Source organism: uncultured Cocleimonas sp. (assembly GCF_947495625.1).
In the GTDB taxonomy this organism is placed as follows: domain Bacteria; phylum Pseudomonadota; class Gammaproteobacteria; order Thiotrichales; family Thiotrichaceae; genus Cocleimonas.
Map to the genome: position 1 here is coordinate 24,171 of NZ_CANLZW010000006.1, position 19,382 is coordinate 43,552.

The 19,382-nt window shown below is 40.1% G+C and carries 17 protein-coding genes and 1 pseudogene; 16 read left to right on the forward strand and 2 right to left on the reverse strand.

All coding sequences use genetic code 11. The features are described 5' to 3' along the window. The first annotated feature begins 140 nt into the window (after positions 1-140). Positions 141-1,271 (forward strand): phosphatidylserine/phosphatidylglycerophosphate/cardiolipin synthase family protein, encoded by a 1,131-nt coding sequence (locus Q1A31_RS04770; RefSeq protein WP_299873122.1) that lies wholly within the window; start codon positions 141-143, stop codon positions 1,269-1,271. 79 nt (positions 1,272-1,350) lie between these two features. On the opposite strand, the gene Q1A31_RS04775 is transcribed toward Q1A31_RS04770, so the two are convergent. Then, on the reverse strand, positions 1,351-3,090 hold the full coding sequence (locus tag Q1A31_RS04775) for a DEAD/DEAH box helicase (protein ID WP_299873125.1): 1,740 nt from the start codon (positions 3,088-3,090) through the stop codon (positions 1,351-1,353). 442 nt (positions 3,091-3,532) lie between these two features. After that, positions 3,533-4,321: a type I methionyl aminopeptidase gene (gene map / locus Q1A31_RS04780; RefSeq protein ID WP_299873128.1), complete on the reverse strand. Its 789-nt coding sequence runs from the start codon at positions 4,319-4,321 to the stop codon at positions 3,533-3,535. A gap of 306 nt (positions 4,322-4,627) precedes the next feature. On the opposite strand from map, the pseudogene rpsB reads away from it, so the two are divergent. The 15 genes and pseudogenes from rpsB to lpxB form a co-directional block, all read left to right on the forward strand. Continuing rightward, a pseudogene (gene rpsB / locus Q1A31_RS04785) lies at positions 4,628-5,299 on the forward strand (30S ribosomal protein S2); the annotation flags it as partial. A gap of 30 nt (positions 5,300-5,329) precedes the next feature. Continuing rightward, complete coding sequence (locus Q1A31_RS04790) at positions 5,330-5,737, forward strand: helix-hairpin-helix domain-containing protein (protein WP_299873394.1); 408 nt, start codon at positions 5,330-5,332, stop codon at positions 5,735-5,737. A 96-nt stretch (positions 5,738-5,833) separates the two neighbouring features. Next, on the forward strand, positions 5,834-6,715 hold the full coding sequence (gene tsf / locus Q1A31_RS04795; RefSeq protein ID WP_299873131.1) for a translation elongation factor Ts: 882 nt from the start codon (positions 5,834-5,836) through the stop codon (positions 6,713-6,715). Positions 6,716-7,113: 398 nt separating this feature from the next. Continuing rightward, positions 7,114-7,833: a UMP kinase gene (gene pyrH, locus Q1A31_RS04800; RefSeq protein WP_299873133.1), complete on the forward strand. Its 720-nt coding sequence runs from the start codon at positions 7,114-7,116 to the stop codon at positions 7,831-7,833. Between the two features lie 64 nt (positions 7,834-7,897). Then, a complete protein-coding gene (gene frr / locus Q1A31_RS04805; protein WP_299873136.1) occupies positions 7,898-8,455 on the forward strand; it encodes a ribosome recycling factor in 558 nt (185 codons plus the stop codon). 18 nt (positions 8,456-8,473) lie between these two features. Continuing rightward, positions 8,474-9,223, forward strand: a complete 750-nt coding sequence (locus tag Q1A31_RS04810) for an isoprenyl transferase (protein WP_299873139.1) — start codon at positions 8,474-8,476, stop codon at positions 9,221-9,223. Beyond that, entirely contained in the window at positions 9,223-10,041 is an 819-nt protein-coding gene (locus tag Q1A31_RS04815) for a phosphatidate cytidylyltransferase (protein WP_299873142.1), read from the forward strand. The genes Q1A31_RS04810 and Q1A31_RS04815 overlap by 1 nt, the downstream gene beginning before the upstream one ends. Then, positions 10,038-11,225, forward strand: a complete 1,188-nt coding sequence (gene ispC, locus Q1A31_RS04820; protein ID WP_299873397.1) for a 1-deoxy-D-xylulose-5-phosphate reductoisomerase — start codon at positions 10,038-10,040, stop codon at positions 11,223-11,225. The genes Q1A31_RS04815 and ispC overlap by 4 nt, the downstream gene beginning before the upstream one ends. Before the next feature lie 102 nt (positions 11,226-11,327). After that, entirely contained in the window at positions 11,328-12,698 is a 1,371-nt protein-coding gene (gene rseP / locus Q1A31_RS04825; RefSeq protein WP_299873145.1) for an RIP metalloprotease RseP, read from the forward strand. A 52-nt stretch (positions 12,699-12,750) separates the two neighbouring features. Continuing rightward, positions 12,751-15,036: an outer membrane protein assembly factor BamA gene (bamA, locus tag Q1A31_RS04830; RefSeq protein WP_299873147.1), complete on the forward strand. Its 2,286-nt coding sequence runs from the start codon at positions 12,751-12,753 to the stop codon at positions 15,034-15,036. A 129-nt stretch (positions 15,037-15,165) separates the two neighbouring features. Continuing rightward, on the forward strand, positions 15,166-15,759 hold the full coding sequence (locus Q1A31_RS04835) for an OmpH family outer membrane protein (protein WP_299873150.1): 594 nt from the start codon (positions 15,166-15,168) through the stop codon (positions 15,757-15,759). Then, positions 15,756-16,793, forward strand: a complete 1,038-nt coding sequence (gene lpxD, locus Q1A31_RS04840; RefSeq protein ID WP_299873153.1) for a UDP-3-O-(3-hydroxymyristoyl)glucosamine N-acyltransferase — start codon at positions 15,756-15,758, stop codon at positions 16,791-16,793. Before Q1A31_RS04835 ends, lpxD begins: the two co-directional genes overlap by 4 nt. Before the next feature lie 8 nt (positions 16,794-16,801). Beyond that, positions 16,802-17,278 carry a 3-hydroxyacyl-ACP dehydratase FabZ gene (fabZ, locus tag Q1A31_RS04845; protein WP_299873156.1) on the forward strand — a complete coding sequence of 159 codons (477 nt, stop codon included), beginning with the start codon at positions 16,802-16,804 and terminating at the stop codon, positions 17,276-17,278. Continuing rightward, a complete protein-coding gene (gene lpxA / locus Q1A31_RS04850) occupies positions 17,278-18,051 on the forward strand; it encodes an acyl-ACP--UDP-N-acetylglucosamine O-acyltransferase (protein WP_299873159.1) in 774 nt (257 codons plus the stop codon). Before fabZ ends, lpxA begins: the two co-directional genes overlap by 1 nt. A 163-nt stretch (positions 18,052-18,214) precedes the next feature. Continuing rightward, positions 18,215-19,381, forward strand: a complete 1,167-nt coding sequence (gene lpxB / locus Q1A31_RS04855) for a lipid-A-disaccharide synthase (RefSeq protein WP_299873162.1) — start codon at positions 18,215-18,217, stop codon at positions 19,379-19,381. The last annotated feature ends 1 nt before the right edge of the window (position 19,382 follow it).

The window sequence follows — 19,382 nt, forward strand, 5'->3', positions numbered from 1 at the left end:
TAGAATGCGCTTAAATTGTTATTGTGGCTTTTAAACTATAGTTGGGCTGGACTACAGTTATTCAATAGGTATCTATATGAGCCACAATCAATACAGGTTAAGATCAGAGCATTTATTCATGAATATGACAGCTTAAGTTAATGAAGCACAAGCACTCACAAGAGACCTTTCCATGGCGTGAAGGACATTCTATTGAATTCCTCATCGATGGTGAGCAGTTTTTTCCTGCTATGTTGAAAGCCATAGAAAAGGCAGAAAACTATGTGTTAATGGAGATGTATTTATTTGAATCGGGGGCAGTCGCAAATAAATTCATCAAAGCCTTTTCTAACGCGGCATTAAGAGGCGTCTGTGTGCAGTTACTTGTTGATGGTTATGGTGCAAAGGCATTGTCTTCGCAGGATAGAGAACGACTCACATCTTCAGGTGTGCAGTTGGCTTTTTACAATCCGCTCAGTTTCAAAACGCTCAAAGGACTAAAAAATAATTTAAAACGAACCCATCGAAAGTATCTGATTATCGATGGCGAGAGTGTGTTTGTCGGTGGCGCAGGTATTACAGATCATTTTTATGGTGATAACGCCTGGCGTGAAACGGTTGTGGATATTAAAGGAGAAGTGATCTCTGATTGGCATACCTTGTTTCTCGATATGTTTAGTCAATGGTCAGGCCAGCCTGTACCAGCAGCGATACAACCAGCATCGATTGATAATGATATTCTGGGGCGCTTGTCCTACACCAGCGGTGGTGAAAAATTAGAAATTAAACGTGTTCTACTTAATCGCATGAATAAATGCCAGAGCCGCGTCTGGTTTGCTTCCGCCTATTTTATCCCCTCGAGAAAAGTCAGGAAAGCGCTGCGACGTGCTGCATTGCGAGGCAATGATGTGCGTTTATTATTGCCGGGACCTATTACGGACCATCCATCTGTGCGTTACGCCAGCAGACGATATTATGCGAGATTGCTACGTTTTGGTGTCCGAATTTACGAATACCAGGGGCGTTTTACGCATACTAAAATGGTGTTAATCGATGATTGGTATACGATCGGTTCTTCAAATGTGGATCGCTGGAATTTTCGCTGGAATCTGGAAGCTAATCTGGAAGTTCGGAGTAAACAAAGTGCTGACATCGCCCGAAAAGTTTTAGAAGATGACTTCCATAACTGCGAAGAAATTCACTATAAATTATGGGTCAATCGCTCGAAAATACAGCGATTTAAAGAGTGGCTATGGGGCAAAGTCGATCTGTGGATGACTCGAAACCTTTAAAAGTCACCCCCCTACTTTAGGGGGCTTTTTTAATGATGTTTAATAGTTGTCTAGAGCTTTGTTGTTTAGAGCTTTAAGCTTAATCGGGATCAGGTGATTCGATTTCTTTTGGTCTCTTAACGCTCAATGAGCGTTTTTTACTATAGCGAATAGCTACAGCTGGCTTGTCTTTGTCGGCTGATCTTTCCTTCGGTTCTGCAAAGTCTGATTGCCAACCTCTACCACTATCTTTAGGTGCATCAGTGCCGACTCTGCTAACGCCAACCTTTTTGCCATTATTCTTTCTGTGCGTTCCACCATTTAATCTGCCAAATGGACCTTTATGCTGGCGGCGAGAAGTTGCCGTACCGTCAGCCGCTTTTTGTGTATTGTTATTTGGGTTCGCTCTACCACCTGGTTTTGTTCTTCTTGGGTTTTTGGCGTTCTTGGCATTTTTAGGATTTTTGGGTTTTAGGTTTTTCTTGCCGTTTTGATTTCTTTTTGGCTGGTTTGATCGATTGTTTGGCTTTGGCTTGCTTAAATTCACAAACGGTTTTAACGGCTCAAGCCCTGGAATCGTAGCTAATGGAAGCTTTTCTCCAAAGGTTTTTTCAAGATGCTTTAATTCATTAAAATTGTAGCCATCTATGATCAGCAGTGTAGGTTTTTTCCTGTCTTGATTGTGATGTTCTAGTCTTTTTAGATAGTTTTCAGTTTTGTGTGGCAGGTCGAAATTGATGATATTAGTGTCTGCAGTTTGAAGTTCTTCATTGCTGAATGAGTTATTCTCCTGATCGCTATAAATGAGGATATCGCATTCATCGAATTCTTCTGCATTAAGCTCACTGATTAGTTCCGCAGTGTGCCCGTGATTAGCCAGATTTTCTTGCAGTGTTTTAGCCGCTTTATTAGTTGCTGTGTATATCAGTGTCGACTCACCAGAAAACTCATCCATGAGATAATCCATCATGGCTATTTTATGCGTGTAGTCGTCTGCAATGTGTACTTTTTGTGGCATCAGTGACTTTATGTCGACCTTTTTAATGTTTTCTTCCGCTTTCTTGGTATCGTTATTTGCGTTTTTATTAGGACTTTGAGCAGTTTTCTTCGCTGAAACTTCTTCTTTTGAATTCTTTTGTACTTTTTGTCGCGGTTGTTGTTTTTCTTGTTGGACCATAACTTCGTTTGACTCTTGTTTTTCTTCTTCCTCTTCCTCATCAACAGTGATTTGAACCGCATCAGGAAATAGGCTAGTGGCATAAGGGGTAATTTCTTCATCACCTCTTACAAATGTAATCGATGAGCAATCAGGGTCTGCCTGTTGCAAAATATTTTCTACTAAACCTTGTAAATTCTTTTTATAAATACTCGATAGATCATCGATGATTAACATTTCCAATTGAGAAAAGTCGGCTTTGCCATTATTCATCAAGTCATTAAGGCGACCTGGTGTTGCAATCATGATGTCTAAAGGGCGTCTCATTAAGCGCATTTGCGTTTGATAAGGACGACCGCTAACAATAAAACCGAAGCGCATGACTAAATCATTACTCAAACGTTTTATTGTGTAGTTGATTTGGCTAACCCGATCGCGTCGAGAAGTAAGAATTAAAACGCGTGCACCACGCTTTTCTGGAGCTGGGTTTTCAAGAATATAATTCATTGCAGGAATTAAGAAAGCGCCGGTTTTGCCCGATGCGGATTGGCTCCAGATGAGCGCACTTTTTCGTTCTGCTACTAAAGGAATCAGTTGTGTTTGAAGCTCTGTCGGTGATTTATAACCCGACTCTTCAATCGATTTAATGAAGTCTTTATTTAAATTAAAGTCTGAAAATGACAAATTTTGTCCCCCCCGCCTGAATTGCGGGTGTTACTCTATGGCTGATGTTTTATAATATTATTAATAAAAATAACGGCTTAGTTAGTTTGAATGGTTTATTTCGCTCTGGAAATTTACATTATTAGAAAATATTGGATGCCAGTCCCCATCGTTCTTTGTATAAATCACCATATTAAATATGATTTAATTGATTGGCATCACGACACCCCTAACGGGTGTAAGCATAAGCAATGTTTCATGAGGATAACGCGTTATAAAACTTTCGTTACAAAGCAATTACTTGGTAGTTACTTGAAAAATACATTGCACTCAAATATAAACTTATAACAATTGAGGTTTTTAGTCAAGCATAGCGGCTCTGAGGGCTGTTTTGTCAGCTTCAGCGGTCATTTTTGTGCTTTATGGTGTGTAAATTATAAAGGTGCAAACTATGATCTTTCAATTAGCTAGGCAAAAGATCGCGCCAGTTTTTCTCTTCATCTCGCAAAGTGAGGATTTCAACACCATCAGATGTCACATTAAGAGTGTGTTCCCACTGTGCTGAAAGTTTGTGGTCCTTAGTTATTACGGTCCAGTTGTCTGGCAGAGTTTTTATATGACGTTTGCCCTGATTAACCATAGGCTCGATAGTGAATGTCATCCCTTCTTCTATAGTAACGCCAGTATCTGGTTTGCCGTAGTGTAGAACTTGAGGTTCTTCATGGAATACTTCTCCAATACCATGCCCGCAATATTCACGAACGATAGAGTAGTGCTGTGCTTCTGAATAAGTCTGGATTGCATGTCCGATATCACCCAGTTTAATCCCAGGTTTAACCATGTCGATACCGATATATAATGCTATTTGAGCAACCTCACAAAGGCGTTCAGTCGCTACATTTGGCTTACCAACATAGAACATTTTACTGGTATCGCCGTGAAAACCATCTTTGATAACCGTGATGTCGATGTTAATGACATCGCCTTTTTTAAGTTTCTTGTCACTAGGAATGCCATGACAGACTTGATAATTGACTGATGTACAGATTGATTTAGGAAAGCCGTGGTAATTCAGCGGGGCAGGAATGGCTTCTTGTTCATTGACGATATAGTCATGACAGATTTTATCCAGTTCATTTGTTGTAACTCCCGGAACAACGTGCGGACCTATCATATCTAAAACATCTGCGGCGAGACGACCGGCAACACGCATTTTTTCTATTTGCTCGGGTGATTTGATCTGAATAGCCATAATGTCCTTTAGATATTTATGTAATAAGTTAGGTAAACGCGAATTATGCTACTTTTTTAATGATAGTGAAACAGTTGTGAGATGTATCTGTTTATGATATAAAGTGCGCCGCGTTGAATTTGCTAGATATTTGGTGGTTTTTCGCGAAATTAAATGGAATATCGAGGGTAGTGCCTTTTTATTTCAAATTCACACACATGTCGTCAAGATGTAGCAGGGTGCTTGTGGGTCTTTTTCTCAATTATAGAAAAAACTTACAGGTTGTTATGTTGGATATGTGGAGGCCTAACCCAAGAGGATATTATTATGGCTAAAGTTACTATGCGCCAAATGCTGGAAGCTGGTGTTCATTTCGGACATCAAACCCGCTACTGGAACCCTAAGATGGCACCTTATATTTTTGGTGACCGAAATAAAATTCATATCATTAACCTTGAAAAGACGTTGCCGTTATTTAACGACGCGTTGAACTTTGCTGGAAATATCGCAGCGAAGGGTGGCAAGGTAATGTTCGTTGGTACTAAACGTGCTGCACAAATCTCAGTTCGTGATGAAGCAACTCGTTGTAAAATGCCTTTCGTTGACCAACGTTGGTTGGGCGGAATGCTTACTAACTACAAGACTGTTAAGCAGTCAGTTCGTCGTATGCAAGAAATCGAAAAGATGGAAGCTGATGGAACAATCAATCGTGGTGGTAAGAAAGAAGCATTAATGCTTACTCGTGAATACGAAAAATTGAACAAAGGTCTTGGTGGAATTAAAGACATGCGTTCTCTCCCTGATGCGCTTTTCATTGTCGATGTAGGACATGAAAGCATTGCTGTTAAAGAAGCAAAAACGCTAGGCATTCCAGTAATCGGTATTGTTGATACAAATAACTCAGCAGATAACATTGATTATGTAATCCCGGGAAACGATGACGCGATTCGCGCGATCCAGCTTTACACGTCTGCAATTGCTGATTCAGTAGTTGAAGGTCATTTAGCTGCTGCAACTAATGCTGAAGAAATGGCAGCTGCTGCGCCAGCTCCTAAAGCTAAAGCTGCTGAGAAGCCAGCTGCTCCAGCTGCAAAAGTAACAAAGAAAGAAGCTCCTACTGCTGCGAAAGAAGAAGCGCCAGCTAAAGAAGCGGCTCCGGCTAAAGAAGAAGCACCTAAAGCTGTTGCAGAAGCAGACGACCTAAAGAAAATTGAAGGAATCGGTCCAAAGATTGCTGAAGTTCTAGGCGAAGCGGGTGTTACTACTTATGCTCAATTGGCAGGTATGGAACGTGATGCAATTAAGACGATCCTTGATACTGTAGCTACATTAAAGTCTAAAGAGCCTAAAACTTGGCCACAGCAAGCACAATTAGCTGCTGATGGTAAGTGGGATGAGCTAAAGACTTTGCAAGATGAGCTTATGGGCGGCCTTTAAGCCCCCATTAAAATTCAATACGTTTAAATTTAGATTTTAGGGGGAATGTTTCAGAGATGAATGCATTTCCCCTATTTAATTTCTGAGGAAATAGACATGGCTATTACAGCTACAATGGTTAAAGAACTCCGTGAGCGCACTGGCGCTGGCATGATGGAGTGCAAGAAAATGCTTACCGAAACAGGTGGCGATATGGAAGCTGCAATCGACTTGATGCGTAAATCAGGTGCGGCTAAAGCTGACAAAAAAGCAGGTCGCGTTGCTGCTGACGGAACGGTTGTTATAACAGTATCTGAAGATGGTAAAGAAGGTTCTATCGTCGAAGTTAACTGTGAAACTGATTTTGTTGCTAAGGATGAGAATTTCATTAACTTTTCTAATGCAGTTGGTGCTCGCGTACTTGCTGATAAGCCAGCTGATGTTGAAGCATTGTCTGCAATGCCATTGGATTCAGGCGAGACTGTTGAAGAAGTGCGTGCAAACCTAGTTGCTAAAATTGGTGAGAATATGCAAGTTCGTCGTTTTGAAGTGCTTACTTCAGACGCTGGCCAGGTATATGCTTACAGCCACGGTGTTCGTATCGGTGTTGCAGTGGCAATGACTGGTGGTGACGAAGCGCTTGGTAAAGACGTTGCTATGCATATTGCAGCAAGTCGCCCAGTTTGTATTTCAGAGAATGAAGTTCCTGCTGAAACGCTTGAAAAAGAGAAAGAAATTCTTATCGCTCAAGCAGAAGGAAGTGGTAAGCCAATGGAAATCATCGAGAAGATGGTTGAAGGTCGTATGCGTAAGTATTTGGCTGAAATCACTTTAGTTGGTCAGCCATTCGTAAAAGACCCAGATCAAACTGTTGGTCAATTATTGAAAGCTGCTGGCGCAGAAGTTACTGCATTTGTTCGCTACGAAGTGGGTGAAGGCATAGAGAAAAAACAGGAAGATTTTGCGGCAGAAGTTATGGCGCAGGTGAAAGGAAGCTAAACTAATGTTTCATTAGTTGGAAAAGGAGCGTTTACGCTCCTTTTTTTTGTCTGAGATTTTTATATAGTGGTCATGATTTATGCGGATTAAAAAAACGGCCTAAAAGTAGGGGGGTGACTTAAATTTATTTTATTGAGCGCCAGTAGTTTTGCTTAATATGTTTCAATGCTTTCTCTCTATATTTAAATGCTAATTTATGGGTTGTTGATGCGCTTATCGTTTTGTTATTTAAAACATAAAACTAAACAGTTTTAATTATCGTTTAAGGATCAGGCTTTGTCAGGAAGTGATAATCAACTTCGTTAAGTATGTTTTGCGGGAATTGTGCAAAAATACATTATGGTAAGTAATCATATAATTGTGTAGTCTATGCAAAAATTTAAAGGAGCCGAGCTACTATGAACCAAAACTATAAAAGAATCTTACTAAAGCTGAGTGGCGAAGCCCTAATGGGTCAATATGAATTCGGAATAGATTCTGATGTGTTGGCACAAACAGCTACAGAAGTCGTTAAACAACAACAGTCTGGTACTCAGGTAGCCTTAGTCATCGGTGGTGGCAATATCTTCAGAGGCGCAGGTCTCGCACAAGGTGGAATAGACCGAGTGAGTGCTGATCAAATGGGAATGTTAGCTACCGTTATGAATGCACTGGCTATGCAGGATGCGATCAAAAAACAAGGAGTGAATTGCCGTGTAATGTCAGCGTTAAAGATTGATCAGCTGGGTGAAGAATATTCTGCTATTAAAGCTCGTGAGTTTTTATCTGAAGGTGAAGTGGTGATCTTTGCGGCAGGAACGGGTAATCCATATTTCACTACGGATACTGCTGCGAGTTTGCGTGCGATTGAAATCGAGGCTGATTTGTTGTTAAAAGCAACTAAGGTTGATGGCATATACGATTCTGACCCAATGAAGAATCCAGATGCGAAACGTTATGATCAACTTGGTTTTGATGAAGCAATCGCTAAAGAGTTAGGTGTAATGGATCTCACTGCGATGGTATTATGCAGAGAGAATAATATGCCGCTTTGTGTGTTTAATATGTTTGAAGCAGGCGCGCTAGATAAAATTGTTAATGGAGACAAGCTCTCTGGAACACTTGTAATGCCTGTGTAACGGCGTTATAACAAAAAGAATTTGTGAAATTTAAAAAGTTTAAAGATTAAGCAGGGACTGAAACATGATTAATGACATTATTAAAGATGCTGAAACAAGAATGAAAAAGAGTATCGATTCTTTAAGAGGTGAGTTGGCAAAAGTTAGAACTGGACGTGCACATCCAAGTCTTCTTGAACATATCATGGTCGATTATTATGGAAGTGATACTCCGTTAAGTCAGGTAGCAAGCATCGGTGTTGAAGATGCGCGTACGCTAACAGTAACGCCTTGGGAGCGTCCAATGGTTCAGGCTGTTGAGAAAGCTATTATGAATTCTGATTTGGGTTTGAATCCTAATTCAGCGGGTACTGTAATACGTATACCCATGCCACAACTTACGGAAGAGCGTCGTCGTGACCTTGTGAAAGTAGTTAAAGGTGAAGGCGAAAATGGGAAAATTGCAGTACGTAATATTCGTCGAGATGCAAATTCTGATTTTAAGATGTTAGAAAAAGAAAAAGAAATATCTGAAGACGATGAAAGAAGAGGTCAGGAAGAAATTCAGAAATTAACGGATAAGTATGTCAAAGAGATTGATGATGTGGTTGCCATTAAAGAAGAAGACTTGATGAAGGTTTAATACCTTCAACTCTCTGATATGACTGATAAATTAACAATTCCCCGCCACATTGCCATTGTCATGGATGGTAATGGTCGCTGGGCAAGAGCTAAACACCGCCCTCGTTTGTTAGGGCATAAAAAAGGTGTGGAAGCAGTTCGCGAAATTGTAAAAACCTGTGCTAAGTTAAATGTTGAGTGCCTGAGTTTATTTGCTTTTAGTAGTGAAAACTGGAAGCGCCCAGAAGAAGAAATATCAAATTTAATGTCTTTGTTTATGTTGGCATTAGAGCGTGAAGCAAAAGCCTTGGCGAGAAATAACGTTAGACTTCAAATTATCGGCGATCTCAGTCAGTTTTCAGAAAAATTACAACAAAAAATTAAACAAGTGGAAGATCTTACTGCTGATAGTGATGGCCTGAAGCTTGTGGTTGCTGCTAATTATGGTGGTCGCTGGGATGTGACTCAGGCAACTAAATCGATTGCCCAGAAAGTTGTCGATAAAGATTTGAATATTGATGATATCTCTGAAGATGATATCTGTGAGAGCGTTTCGACTTATGGAATTCCAGATCCAGACTTGTTTATCAGGACTGGTGGTGAAAAACGCATTAGTAATTTTTTAATTTGGCAGATGGCCTATACAGAATTGTATTTTACCGATGTTTTATGGCCCGATTTTGATGCTAATGAACTGAATTTGGCGATAACAGACTATTCATCTCGCCAGAGACGCTTTGGTAAAACGAGCGAACAGGTTCTTGCAGAAAAAAATGGTGAAGGTGAATAATGGATTCAGTTCTTAAGCAGCGAATCATTACTGCATTTGTATTAATCGCTGCGGTATTTGCGTCTGTATTGTTGTTACCGAACATTTGGTTTGCCGTAGTCGCACTGCTGGTTTTTGTCAGTATCAGTGGCTGGGAATGGTCTCGTTTAGTTTCTTTAGAAGGTTTTCACCGTGGCTTGTATGTGGCCTGGTTGTTATTAGTTGCCTACTTTGCTTATCGATGGAATGATTTTCGTTTGATAGTCATGGTATTAGGGCTTTTCTGGTGGGCCTTTGTGCTGGTTCTTCTAGCTATATACGAGCAAGGTACAATGCTTTATAAAGAAAATAAGTGGCTATTAAGGGTATCTGCATTTTTTGTGTTAATCCCGGCTTGGGTAGGATTAATCACTCTGCATCAACTTCATCCTTCATTGGTTATATATCTTATTGCTTTGGTTGCAATGGCAGATACAGGTGCTTACTTCACTGGAAAGGCATTTGGCAAAAACAAACTTGCTCCAGAATTAAGTCCAGGTAAGACCAGAGAGGGAATGCTTGGTGGTCTTTTAGGGGCAACGACATTATCCATTTTTGGAGCTTGGTATTTTGCTTTGCCTGTTCATGACTGGGTTTACTTTATATTTCTTTCAATGGTAGTGGCAATAATGTCAGTCGCTGGTGATTTGTTTGAAAGCTTAATGAAGCGAGAAGTAGGACTAAAAGACTCCGGAAATATACTTCCGGGTCATGGTGGTATTTTGGATAGAGTTGACGGGATATTGGCTGCTCTTCCTATATTTACTATGGGTGTTCTTTGGGGCGCAATTCAAGTATGAATTCTAAAAAAGGAATTTGTATATTAGGCTCTACTGGAACTATTGGTGTTAATACCTTAGATGTTATCTCAAGACATCCAAATGATTATGAAGTCATTGCACTTACTGCTAACGAAAGTACGAACTATCTAGAAAAACAGTGTCTGGAATACCAGCCCCTCTATGCTGTGATGGTCAATGAAGAGAAGGCTGAAGACTTACATAAACGTCTAGCGGCTGTTGGAAGCAATACTAAAGTTCTGGGGGGTAAAGACGCTTTAGAAGTAGTTTCGGCATTAGATGAAGTCGATTATGTCATGGCGGCAATCGTGGGGGCTGCTGGCTTGTTGCCAAATCTGGCTGCTGCAAGAGCGGGTAAGCGCATAATGCTCGCTAATAAGGAATCCCTTGTTATGTCCGGTTCTCTTTTTATGGATACAGTCCATGAAAATGGTGCTGAGTTATTGCCTATAGATAGTGAGCACAATGCTATCTTTCAATCCATGCCTCCCTTAGTAAATGGTTTGCACGAAAAATCCGGTGTTACAAAGATATTGTTGACCGGCTCTGGCGGGCCATTTCGTCAGAAATCTTTAGAGTCCTTGATTAACGTAACTCCAGAGCAAGCGGTAGCTCATCCTAATTGGGTGATGGGGCGGAAAATATCTGTAGATTCTGCAACAATGATGAATAAAGGACTGGAAGTGATAGAAACTTGCTGGCTATTCGATGTGAAAGAAGATCAAATTCAAGTGGTTATCCATCCAGAAAGCACGATTCATTCAATGGTTTCTTATAACGATGGATCTGTGCTCGCCCAGCTTGGAAATCCTGATATGCGTACACCTATCGCCTATGCCTTGGGGTATCCAGAGAGAATTGAATCAGGGGTGGAGCAGCTTGATATTTTTGATGTTGCCCAGTTAAATTTCGAAAAACCTGATTTTGAACGGTATCGTTGTTTGCAGTTGGCCTATGATGCTCATCATGCGGGTGGTTATGCGACAATTGCGTTAAATGCAGCGAATGAAATTGCAGTTGAGGCTTTTCTGGATAATAAAATCAGATTTACCGATATACCGCCCATCATAGAAAACGCACTGGCGCAGGCTTCATCGGGGACACCGTCGAAAATAGATGATATACTTGCTCAAGATTTAGTCAGTCGAAAACACGCAAAGAGCTGTATGAAAGGGTTGCAATAAAAAAATAATTAAACCTTTTTAGGTATGCTTTTCTTGAAACTTATCTTTAACGTTCGATGACTAACATTACACAATTATTTACAAAAATTAAGTTTAATAACTATGACAATATTAATCTCGGCTCTATCTTTCCTTGTTGCCATCGCTATTCTTGTTGGAATTCATGAATTCGGACACTTCTGGGTTGCGCGTAAATTAGGAATTAAAATCATTCGTTTTGCTATTGGTTTTGGTAAACCAATATGGACGTATAAATCCAAGGATAAAGATGGCACAGAGTATGTATTAGCTGCTATTCCTATGGGGGGCTATGTAAAGATGCTCGACGAAAGAGAAGGCGATGTAGCTGAAGAAGAAAAGCATCGAGCGTTTAATACTCAACCAGTTTGGAAGCGTTTCCTAGTTGTTTTAGCCGGTCCTATGTTTAATTTCTTTTTTGCTATTGCTGCGTTTGCGGCAATTCAAATGATGGGTGTGGAGTCGGTTAAGCCTTATGTTGGTGTAATTCAAGCGAATACAGCGGCGGCACAATCTGGTTTTGAGACAAAAGATTTAATCACTGCAATAAATGATGTTGAAACTGACTCAATGCGTCAGGTTCGTTTAACCCTATTGAACGAGTATCTGAAAGATCCTAAGTTAACAGTACATGTTAAGACCGAGTCAGGAAGCACGGCAACAAGAAATCTAGATTTGAGTGACACCTTGTTATTAGCTGATGAAGGTGATTACTTTGCTAAAACAGGTATGGGGTTCTGGCAACCACCGCATTCAACTATTATTAATACCGTACTTCCGGGCAAGCCTGCTGAAGAAGCTGGCTTACTGCCAAAAGATAAAGTTCTCCAGGTTGACGGTAATCCTGTTGTATCGACCGAATATTTTTCAAAATATATTAGTAGCCACGCAGATAAACCTGTTGAGCTATTAGTAGATAGACAAGGAAATAAAAAGACTTTAGTACTTACTCCTAAGTTAACCGAAATAGAAGGGCAACAGCGTGCTTTGATTGGTGTTGGACTCGCTAGAGAGTTTGATCAGGAGCAAATAAAAGATTTGTTCTTTATCAGAGAAGCCCCATTTTTCGAGGCTTTGCAGTCAGGGGTTGTAGAAACCTGGGATATGTCGATAATGACGTTAAAAGTGATGGGGCGCCTGATTACAGGTGAAGCATCACTAAAGAACATCTCTGGTCCGATTACCATAGCCAATTATGCGGGAAAAAGCGCGTTAATCGGATTTTCTGCCTTTCTGACCCTATTAGCTATTGTAAGTTTGAGTCTTGGGGTGCTAAATTTATTGCCTATACCTATGTTAGATGGTGGTCACTTGCTTTATTACATCATCGAACTGGTCAAGGGAAGTCCAGTTTCAGAACGGGTAGAAGCTATTGGAATGCGCATAGGGATGAGTGTGGTAGGTGTTCTAATGGTAGTGGCTATATATAATGATATTGGTAGACTTATAAACTAATTATAAAATCAATTATAAATAGACCGATTAAAATAAGATTAGGGTTAATAATATGAAAAAACAGGTACTTCAAGCCTCATTGGCGGGCTGTTTATTTGCAATAAGTCATGGTGCATGGGCTGATAGTTTCGTACTTAACGATGTTCAAGTAAGTGGCTTAGAAAGAATAGCAGCTGGAACTGTTTTAAGTAATGTTCCTGTCCGGGTTGGTGAAAAATTCGATGATAGGATGACTGCTGATCTTGTACGTTCTCTTTATAAAACAGGTTTCTTTGAAGATGTTAAAGTCAGTCGAAGAGGGAATGTTCTTTTAGTAAAAGTTCAAGAGCGTCCTGCAGTTGGTGATATTACCGTCACCGGTAACAGTGCAATTAAAGATGAAGCTTTACTAGCTGCTTTAAAACAAGCCGGAATTGCCAAAGGAAGACCTTTAGATAAATCTGCGCTCAATCGAATTCAACACGAAATAAAACAACAATATCTGGCGCGCGGAAATTACGGCGCAGATGTTGCAACAAATATAGAAAAATTACCAAGAAACCGAGTCGCTGTAAAAGTAAAAGTCACTGAAGGTGCTGTCGCTAAAATTAAGCGCATTAAAATCAGTGGTAATAAAGCGTATTCAGAGGCTACGTTAACTAAGCTTTTAGAATCAGGTCCAAAAAGTAAATTTTCTTTATTTAGCTCTAAAGATAAATATGCAAAAGAGAAGTTAGTCGGTGATATTGATAAGCTTACTTCTTTCTATCGTGACCGCGGTTATCTGAATTTCGAAATTGTATCTACTCAAGTATCTCTGTCGAAAGATAAAAGTTCTGTATTTGTAAATATTAATATCAATGAGGGTGATCAATACCGCATTGGTAAAGTTAAAGTAGCTGGTAACTCGGGTATCAGTAGTAAAGAACTCAGCAAAATTTCTTCTTTGAAAGAAGGTCAGGTATTTTCACAGACTAAATTAGCAGAAACACGTAATAATCTAAAAACGAGAATGGGCAAAGATGGCTTCGCTTTCTCAAGAATAGGTGTTCTACCGCAAGTTGATAAAGTTAATAAACGTGTTAATTTAGTTTTTCAGGCTGAGAAGGGTCAACGAACTTACGTAAGAAGAATTAACATTCGTGGTAATTTCCGTACGAAAGATGAAGTATTCCGTCGTGAGATGCGTCAGCTAGAAAGCTCTTTCTTATCAAAAGAAAAAGTAGATCGTTCAAAAGTTCGAATCCAGCGTTTACCTTATGTAGAGAGCGTTAAAATTACAACGTCGCCTGTTGCAGGTAGAAGTGATCAGGTAGATTTGGATGTAATCATCAGCGAACAATCTTCAAATCAGTTTAATGCTGGCTTGGGTTATTCACAAAGTAATGGTTTGCTGTTTAATGTTGGTGTTTCACAAAACAACTTTATGGGTACTGGTAAGAGTCTTTCTGTCGCCGGTTCTAAAAGTGATTCAACCAAGAATTTCCGTTTAAGCTATAACAATCCTTACCACACGGTAGATGGCGTTGGTCGTGGATTTAATATCTTCCTAGAAGAAGATGATGCTGACGAAGATGATATTTCAGATTACACCAGTAAAACCTTTGGCGCGGATATTAACTACACCATTCCGCTTACTGAAGATAATTCACTACGTTTCAGTATTGGTGGTGAGCATAGAGAGATAGAAACAACTGATTCTTCACCAGATCATGTCAAAGAGTTTATTGCCAAGAATGGTGATAGCTACAATAATATTTTAGGTAAGCTAAGTTATATCCACGATACTCGTGATCGTTTCTTGTTCCCTACTACGGGTGTAAGACACAATATTTCACTCGAAGTTGGTTTGCCAGGAAGTGATCTTGAGTACTATAAATTAAGATACCGTGGATCATCATATTTCCCTGTTAGTGAAAATGTGACTTTTGCCGTTAAAGGTGGAATTCAAACAGGTGATGGTTTTGGTGATTCATCGGAGCTTCCTTTCTTTGAAAGATTCTACTCAGGTGGTATTAGTACAGTTCGCGGATTTGAAAACAACAGTTTAGGTCCTCGTGACTCTAATGATGACCCTATGGGTGGTTCATTTGCTGTAGATGCAAGAGCAGAACTTCAGTTCCCTGTACCGTTTGCCGCAGATGTTAAAGGATTACGTATGAGCGCCTTTGTTGATGCAGGTAGTGTTTACAAAGACTTTGACGCATTTGACGCTGATGAAATTCGTTATTCTGCTGGTTTAGCTGCCACTTGGATGTCACCACTAGGGCCATTCACCTTGAGTTATGCGAAACCACTTAATGCAAAAGATGGAGATGACGAGCAAGAAATCCAGTTCTCAATTGGTGCTAGTTTCTAATCATTTTTAAGTGATAAGAGTGCTTGATAAAAGTAATTAGTAATTTATCAGGCTGATATTAGAGTTTATAGGAGTGAATAATTAGAGTTACTCTGTAAAAACTAATGCACAGCTAGTACAATCTGTCTCATGTTAAGAGACAACCATATATGTAGTGACAACAAAGGCAATAAACGTTATGCGTTTATTGCCTTTGTTTTTTTAGTACAACTGTTTATCAGTAATAATTTATTCGCCAAAGAGTTTGTATCAGTAGGTGTGGTTAATGTTACTTATTTAATGGAAAAAGCCCCTCAGTCCGAGGTGGCTAGCGCACAATTAAAAAGTAAATTTTCCCCACAAGAAAAAAAATTAGCGCTTGAATTAGATGAATTGAATAAATTAGAAGTTGAACTGGATAATATAAAGAAAACTAAAAAGAATATTAATCTGCAGCGTCAAAAAGAACGTGAGTTAAGATCCAGGAAACGCATTCGCAGTCGAACACTTCAAGACTTTAGAGAGGAGCTGCGTTTTGCACGTGATTCAGCTCTCGATGATGTGCAAAAAGAAGTTTTCAGAGCGATAGATGAAGTCAGAATTCAGCAAAATATCGACATCGTTCTACAAGATTACGTTTCTGCCAGCCAGGCTGTAGACATCACTCCCTTAGTTCTCGAATATCTTAAGAATAAGCTGGATGCTTCTCAATCTGGGAATACGGCGGATAACAAAACTCAATGATGTTTTTATTAGAAAACCTAGCCGAGCTAACTGGCTCTGCGCTTAAAGGTGATAAATCTGTAGAAATTAATGCCGTTGCTTCTTTGCAGGATGCTAAGCAGGGACAAATTAGTTTTGTTAGTAATCCTAAATACATATCCTCTTTAGAAAGTACTAATGCATCAGCGGTTATCTTGTCTCCAGAACTGGCACAAGAGTATTCAGGAAATGCGCTCATCAACAGCGATCCTTATCTTACGTTTGCCAAAGTTTTAAACATAATCTATAAAAAACAAAAGCTAAATGGTTTTATTCATCCTAGTGCCAGTGTTGCTGAGGATGTAAATATTGCTGCTGATGTGAATATCGCCGCCAATGTGATCATTGAATCAGGGGTGACTATAGAAAAAGATACACAGATTGGTGCAGGTAGCTATATAGGTGAAGGCTCGCATATACAGCAAAATGTAATCATTAATCCCAATGTAACCTTATATTCTGATACTAAAATTGGAAGGGATTGCATTATTCATTCAGGAGTCGTTATAGGTTCTGATGGATTCGGTTTTGCGCCGACTAAAGATAAAAGTTGGTATAAAATTCCCCAGATAGGAAATGTGATCCTTAAAAAGGATGTTGAAGTTGGTGCGAATTGCACAATCGATCGCGCTGCTTTAGGTTCTACAATAATAGGTGAAGGCGTAAAGCTTGACTGTCAAATACACATTGGCCATAACGTTACCATTGACGATTTTTCAATTATGGCAGCAGGCTCTGTAGTAGGCGGAAGTACTTCCATCGGCAAGCGCTGTCAAATTGGTGGAGCATCAGCTATATCAGGTCATTTAGAAATCGCTGATGATGTCGTTATCACTGGTAAATCAATGGTAATAAAATCGATTAAAAGTGGGGGGGTGTATTCTTCAGGTATACCATCTGATGCTAATAACAAATGGCGTCGTAATGCTGCTAGATTTAGACATTTAGATGAGATGGCTAAAACAATCAAAGAGCTTGAAAAAAAGCTGAATATAAAAACGACAAAAAGCGAGTAAAACTAATCATGACTGAAAGTAACAGCAGTGAACAGAAAACCGTTATGGATGTTAATGAGATTAGAAAATTTCTTGCTCATCGTTATCCGTTTCTTCTGGTTGATCGAGTTGTACAACTCGAGCCCGGAAAATCCATTACTGCGATTAAAAATGTAACCATTAACGAACCCTTTTTTAATGGGCATTTTCCAGAAAAACCAATTATGCCCGGTGTACTTATTGTAGAGGCAATGGCACAAGCAACGGGTCTGTTGGGTTTTAAAACCATGGACGCTGAGCCACAACCCGACTTATTGTATGTCCTGGCAGGCATTGATAAAGTCAAATTTAAGCATCAGGTTGTTCCTGGAGATCAATTGGAACTTTATGCAGAGATCATCCGTCATAAAGGACCTATGTGGATCTATAAAACAGAAGCACGTGTGAACGGAGTTGTAGTGACTTCAGCCGAAATTAAATGTGTAGCAACGAAAACAGAAAAGTAATGAGCATTCATCCAACAGCAATAATAGATCCTTCAGCCGAGTTAGCTGATGACGTAAAAGTTTCCGCTTACGCCGTCATTGGGGCAGGCGTTACAATAGACAGTGGCACATGGATTGGTCCGCATGCGGTTATCGAAGGGCCTACGACCATTGGTAAAGAAAATCGAATATTCCAGTTTGCTTCCGTGGGTGCTGAGCCACAAGACAAAAAATACAAAGGCGAAAATACGACACTAATCATAGGTGATCGAAATGTGATTCGTGAAAGCTGTACCATCAATCGCGGAACGGCACAGGATATTGGTTATACCGAAATTGGTGATGATAACTGGATCATGGCCTATGTGCACATTGCCCATGATTGCGTCGTAGGCAATAGTACTATTTTTGCTAATAACACCACGCTTGCAGGTCATGTCACAATTCATGATTTTGCCATTTTGGGTGGTTTCACACTGGTACATCAATTCTGTCATGTGGGTAAGCATTCATTTACTGGAATGGGAACAGCGTTGGGCAAAGATTTACCGCCTTTTGTGATGGCAACAGGTGCGCCCGGAATACCTCGTGGAATCAATAACGAAGGGCTCAAGCGTCATGGCTATAGCTCTGAAGAACGCGCGAACCTCAAACAAGCGTATAAAAAACTCTACCTGAAGAATTTATCATTAACGGATGCTATTGCAGAGTTAGAAAACGAAGGAGATTCTCACACCAAATTGATGGCTGAATTTTGTCAACGCAGCCAAGCCGGGCGTGGAATTATTCGTTAAGGACTGAGGGTATTAATTATATGCAAAACTATAACTTGTCTTTTTGCTCCAGTTCGAATGATCTCAAATCGTTGTATAGAATAACTATGCGCCTTTTGCGGTTATTCGAGCTGAAACAAAAATTCAGCTTCTACTTTCGCAAATTATTAAATCCTAAGTCCTGATGCGGATCGCAATCATAGCCGGCGAGGCATCCGGTGATATTCTAGGTGCGCGTTTAATAGAAGCACTCAAAGTCCATTACCCGCAAGCCACATTCGAAGGTATTGCGGGCAAGGAAATGCAGCAAGCAGGTTGCACAACAATGTACGCGATGGATCGTTTGTCACTGATGGGGTTCAGCGAAGTATTGCCCCGTTATCTCGAATTAACTAAATTACGCAATAGATTGATAAAGGACTGGATTGCAAATCCACCCGATTTACTCGTAGGCATCGACGCGCCGGACTTCAATTTAAAAATAGAAAAAAAACTCTACCAGGCGGGGATTCCAGCGGTTCATTATGTAAGCCCTTCTTTCTGGGCATGGCGTGAAGGTCGTGTAAAGAAAATGGTGAATGCGATGAGTTTAATGCTCACCCTTTTTCCTTTCGAAGTCGACTTCTATAAAAAACACGGCATTAAAGCAGAATTTACTGGGCACCCGCTGGCTGATGAAATCCCTGTTGATGCAGACCCGATAGTTGCCAGAGAGCAGCTAGGTTTAGCCAATGATGCATTTATTCTGGCGGTGCTCCCTGGCAGTAGAATGGGTGAGATAAAACGAATTGCGCCTGATTTTTTAAAAGGCTTGAAGTTAATTTATCAGAAGCACCCAGATTGGACATTTGTCTCACCTTTGATCAATGAAAAAGTAAAGCAAGAATTCGATAACTTAAAGCAAGAAATTGCTCCTGAAGTGCCGATCACTTATATTGACGGACAATCAAGACTTGTGATGCAGGCGGCAGATCAAATCTTAATGGCTTCAGGTACCGCTGTATTGGAAGGTATGTTAGTTGGCAGGCCAATGGTGGCAGCTTATCGCGTTACGCCTACTACGGCTAAAATAATACGTTTATTCAATATGATTAAGTCGAAGTACTATACTTTGCCAAATAATCTCGCCAATGAATTTCTGGTGCCAGAACTGATACAGGAAGATATCACTGCGGATAAGGTCTTTCACGAAGTAGAGCAACAGTTTTTACAAGATGAAGCACAGAGAAATCACATGCTGAATCGATTCGATGAAATCCATAAGCAACTATCGCAGGATGCCAGCAAAAAAGCAGCGCAAGCAATATATAACTTGTTGCAAGACACAAAAGCCGAAGGAGCAAACTCTTGAG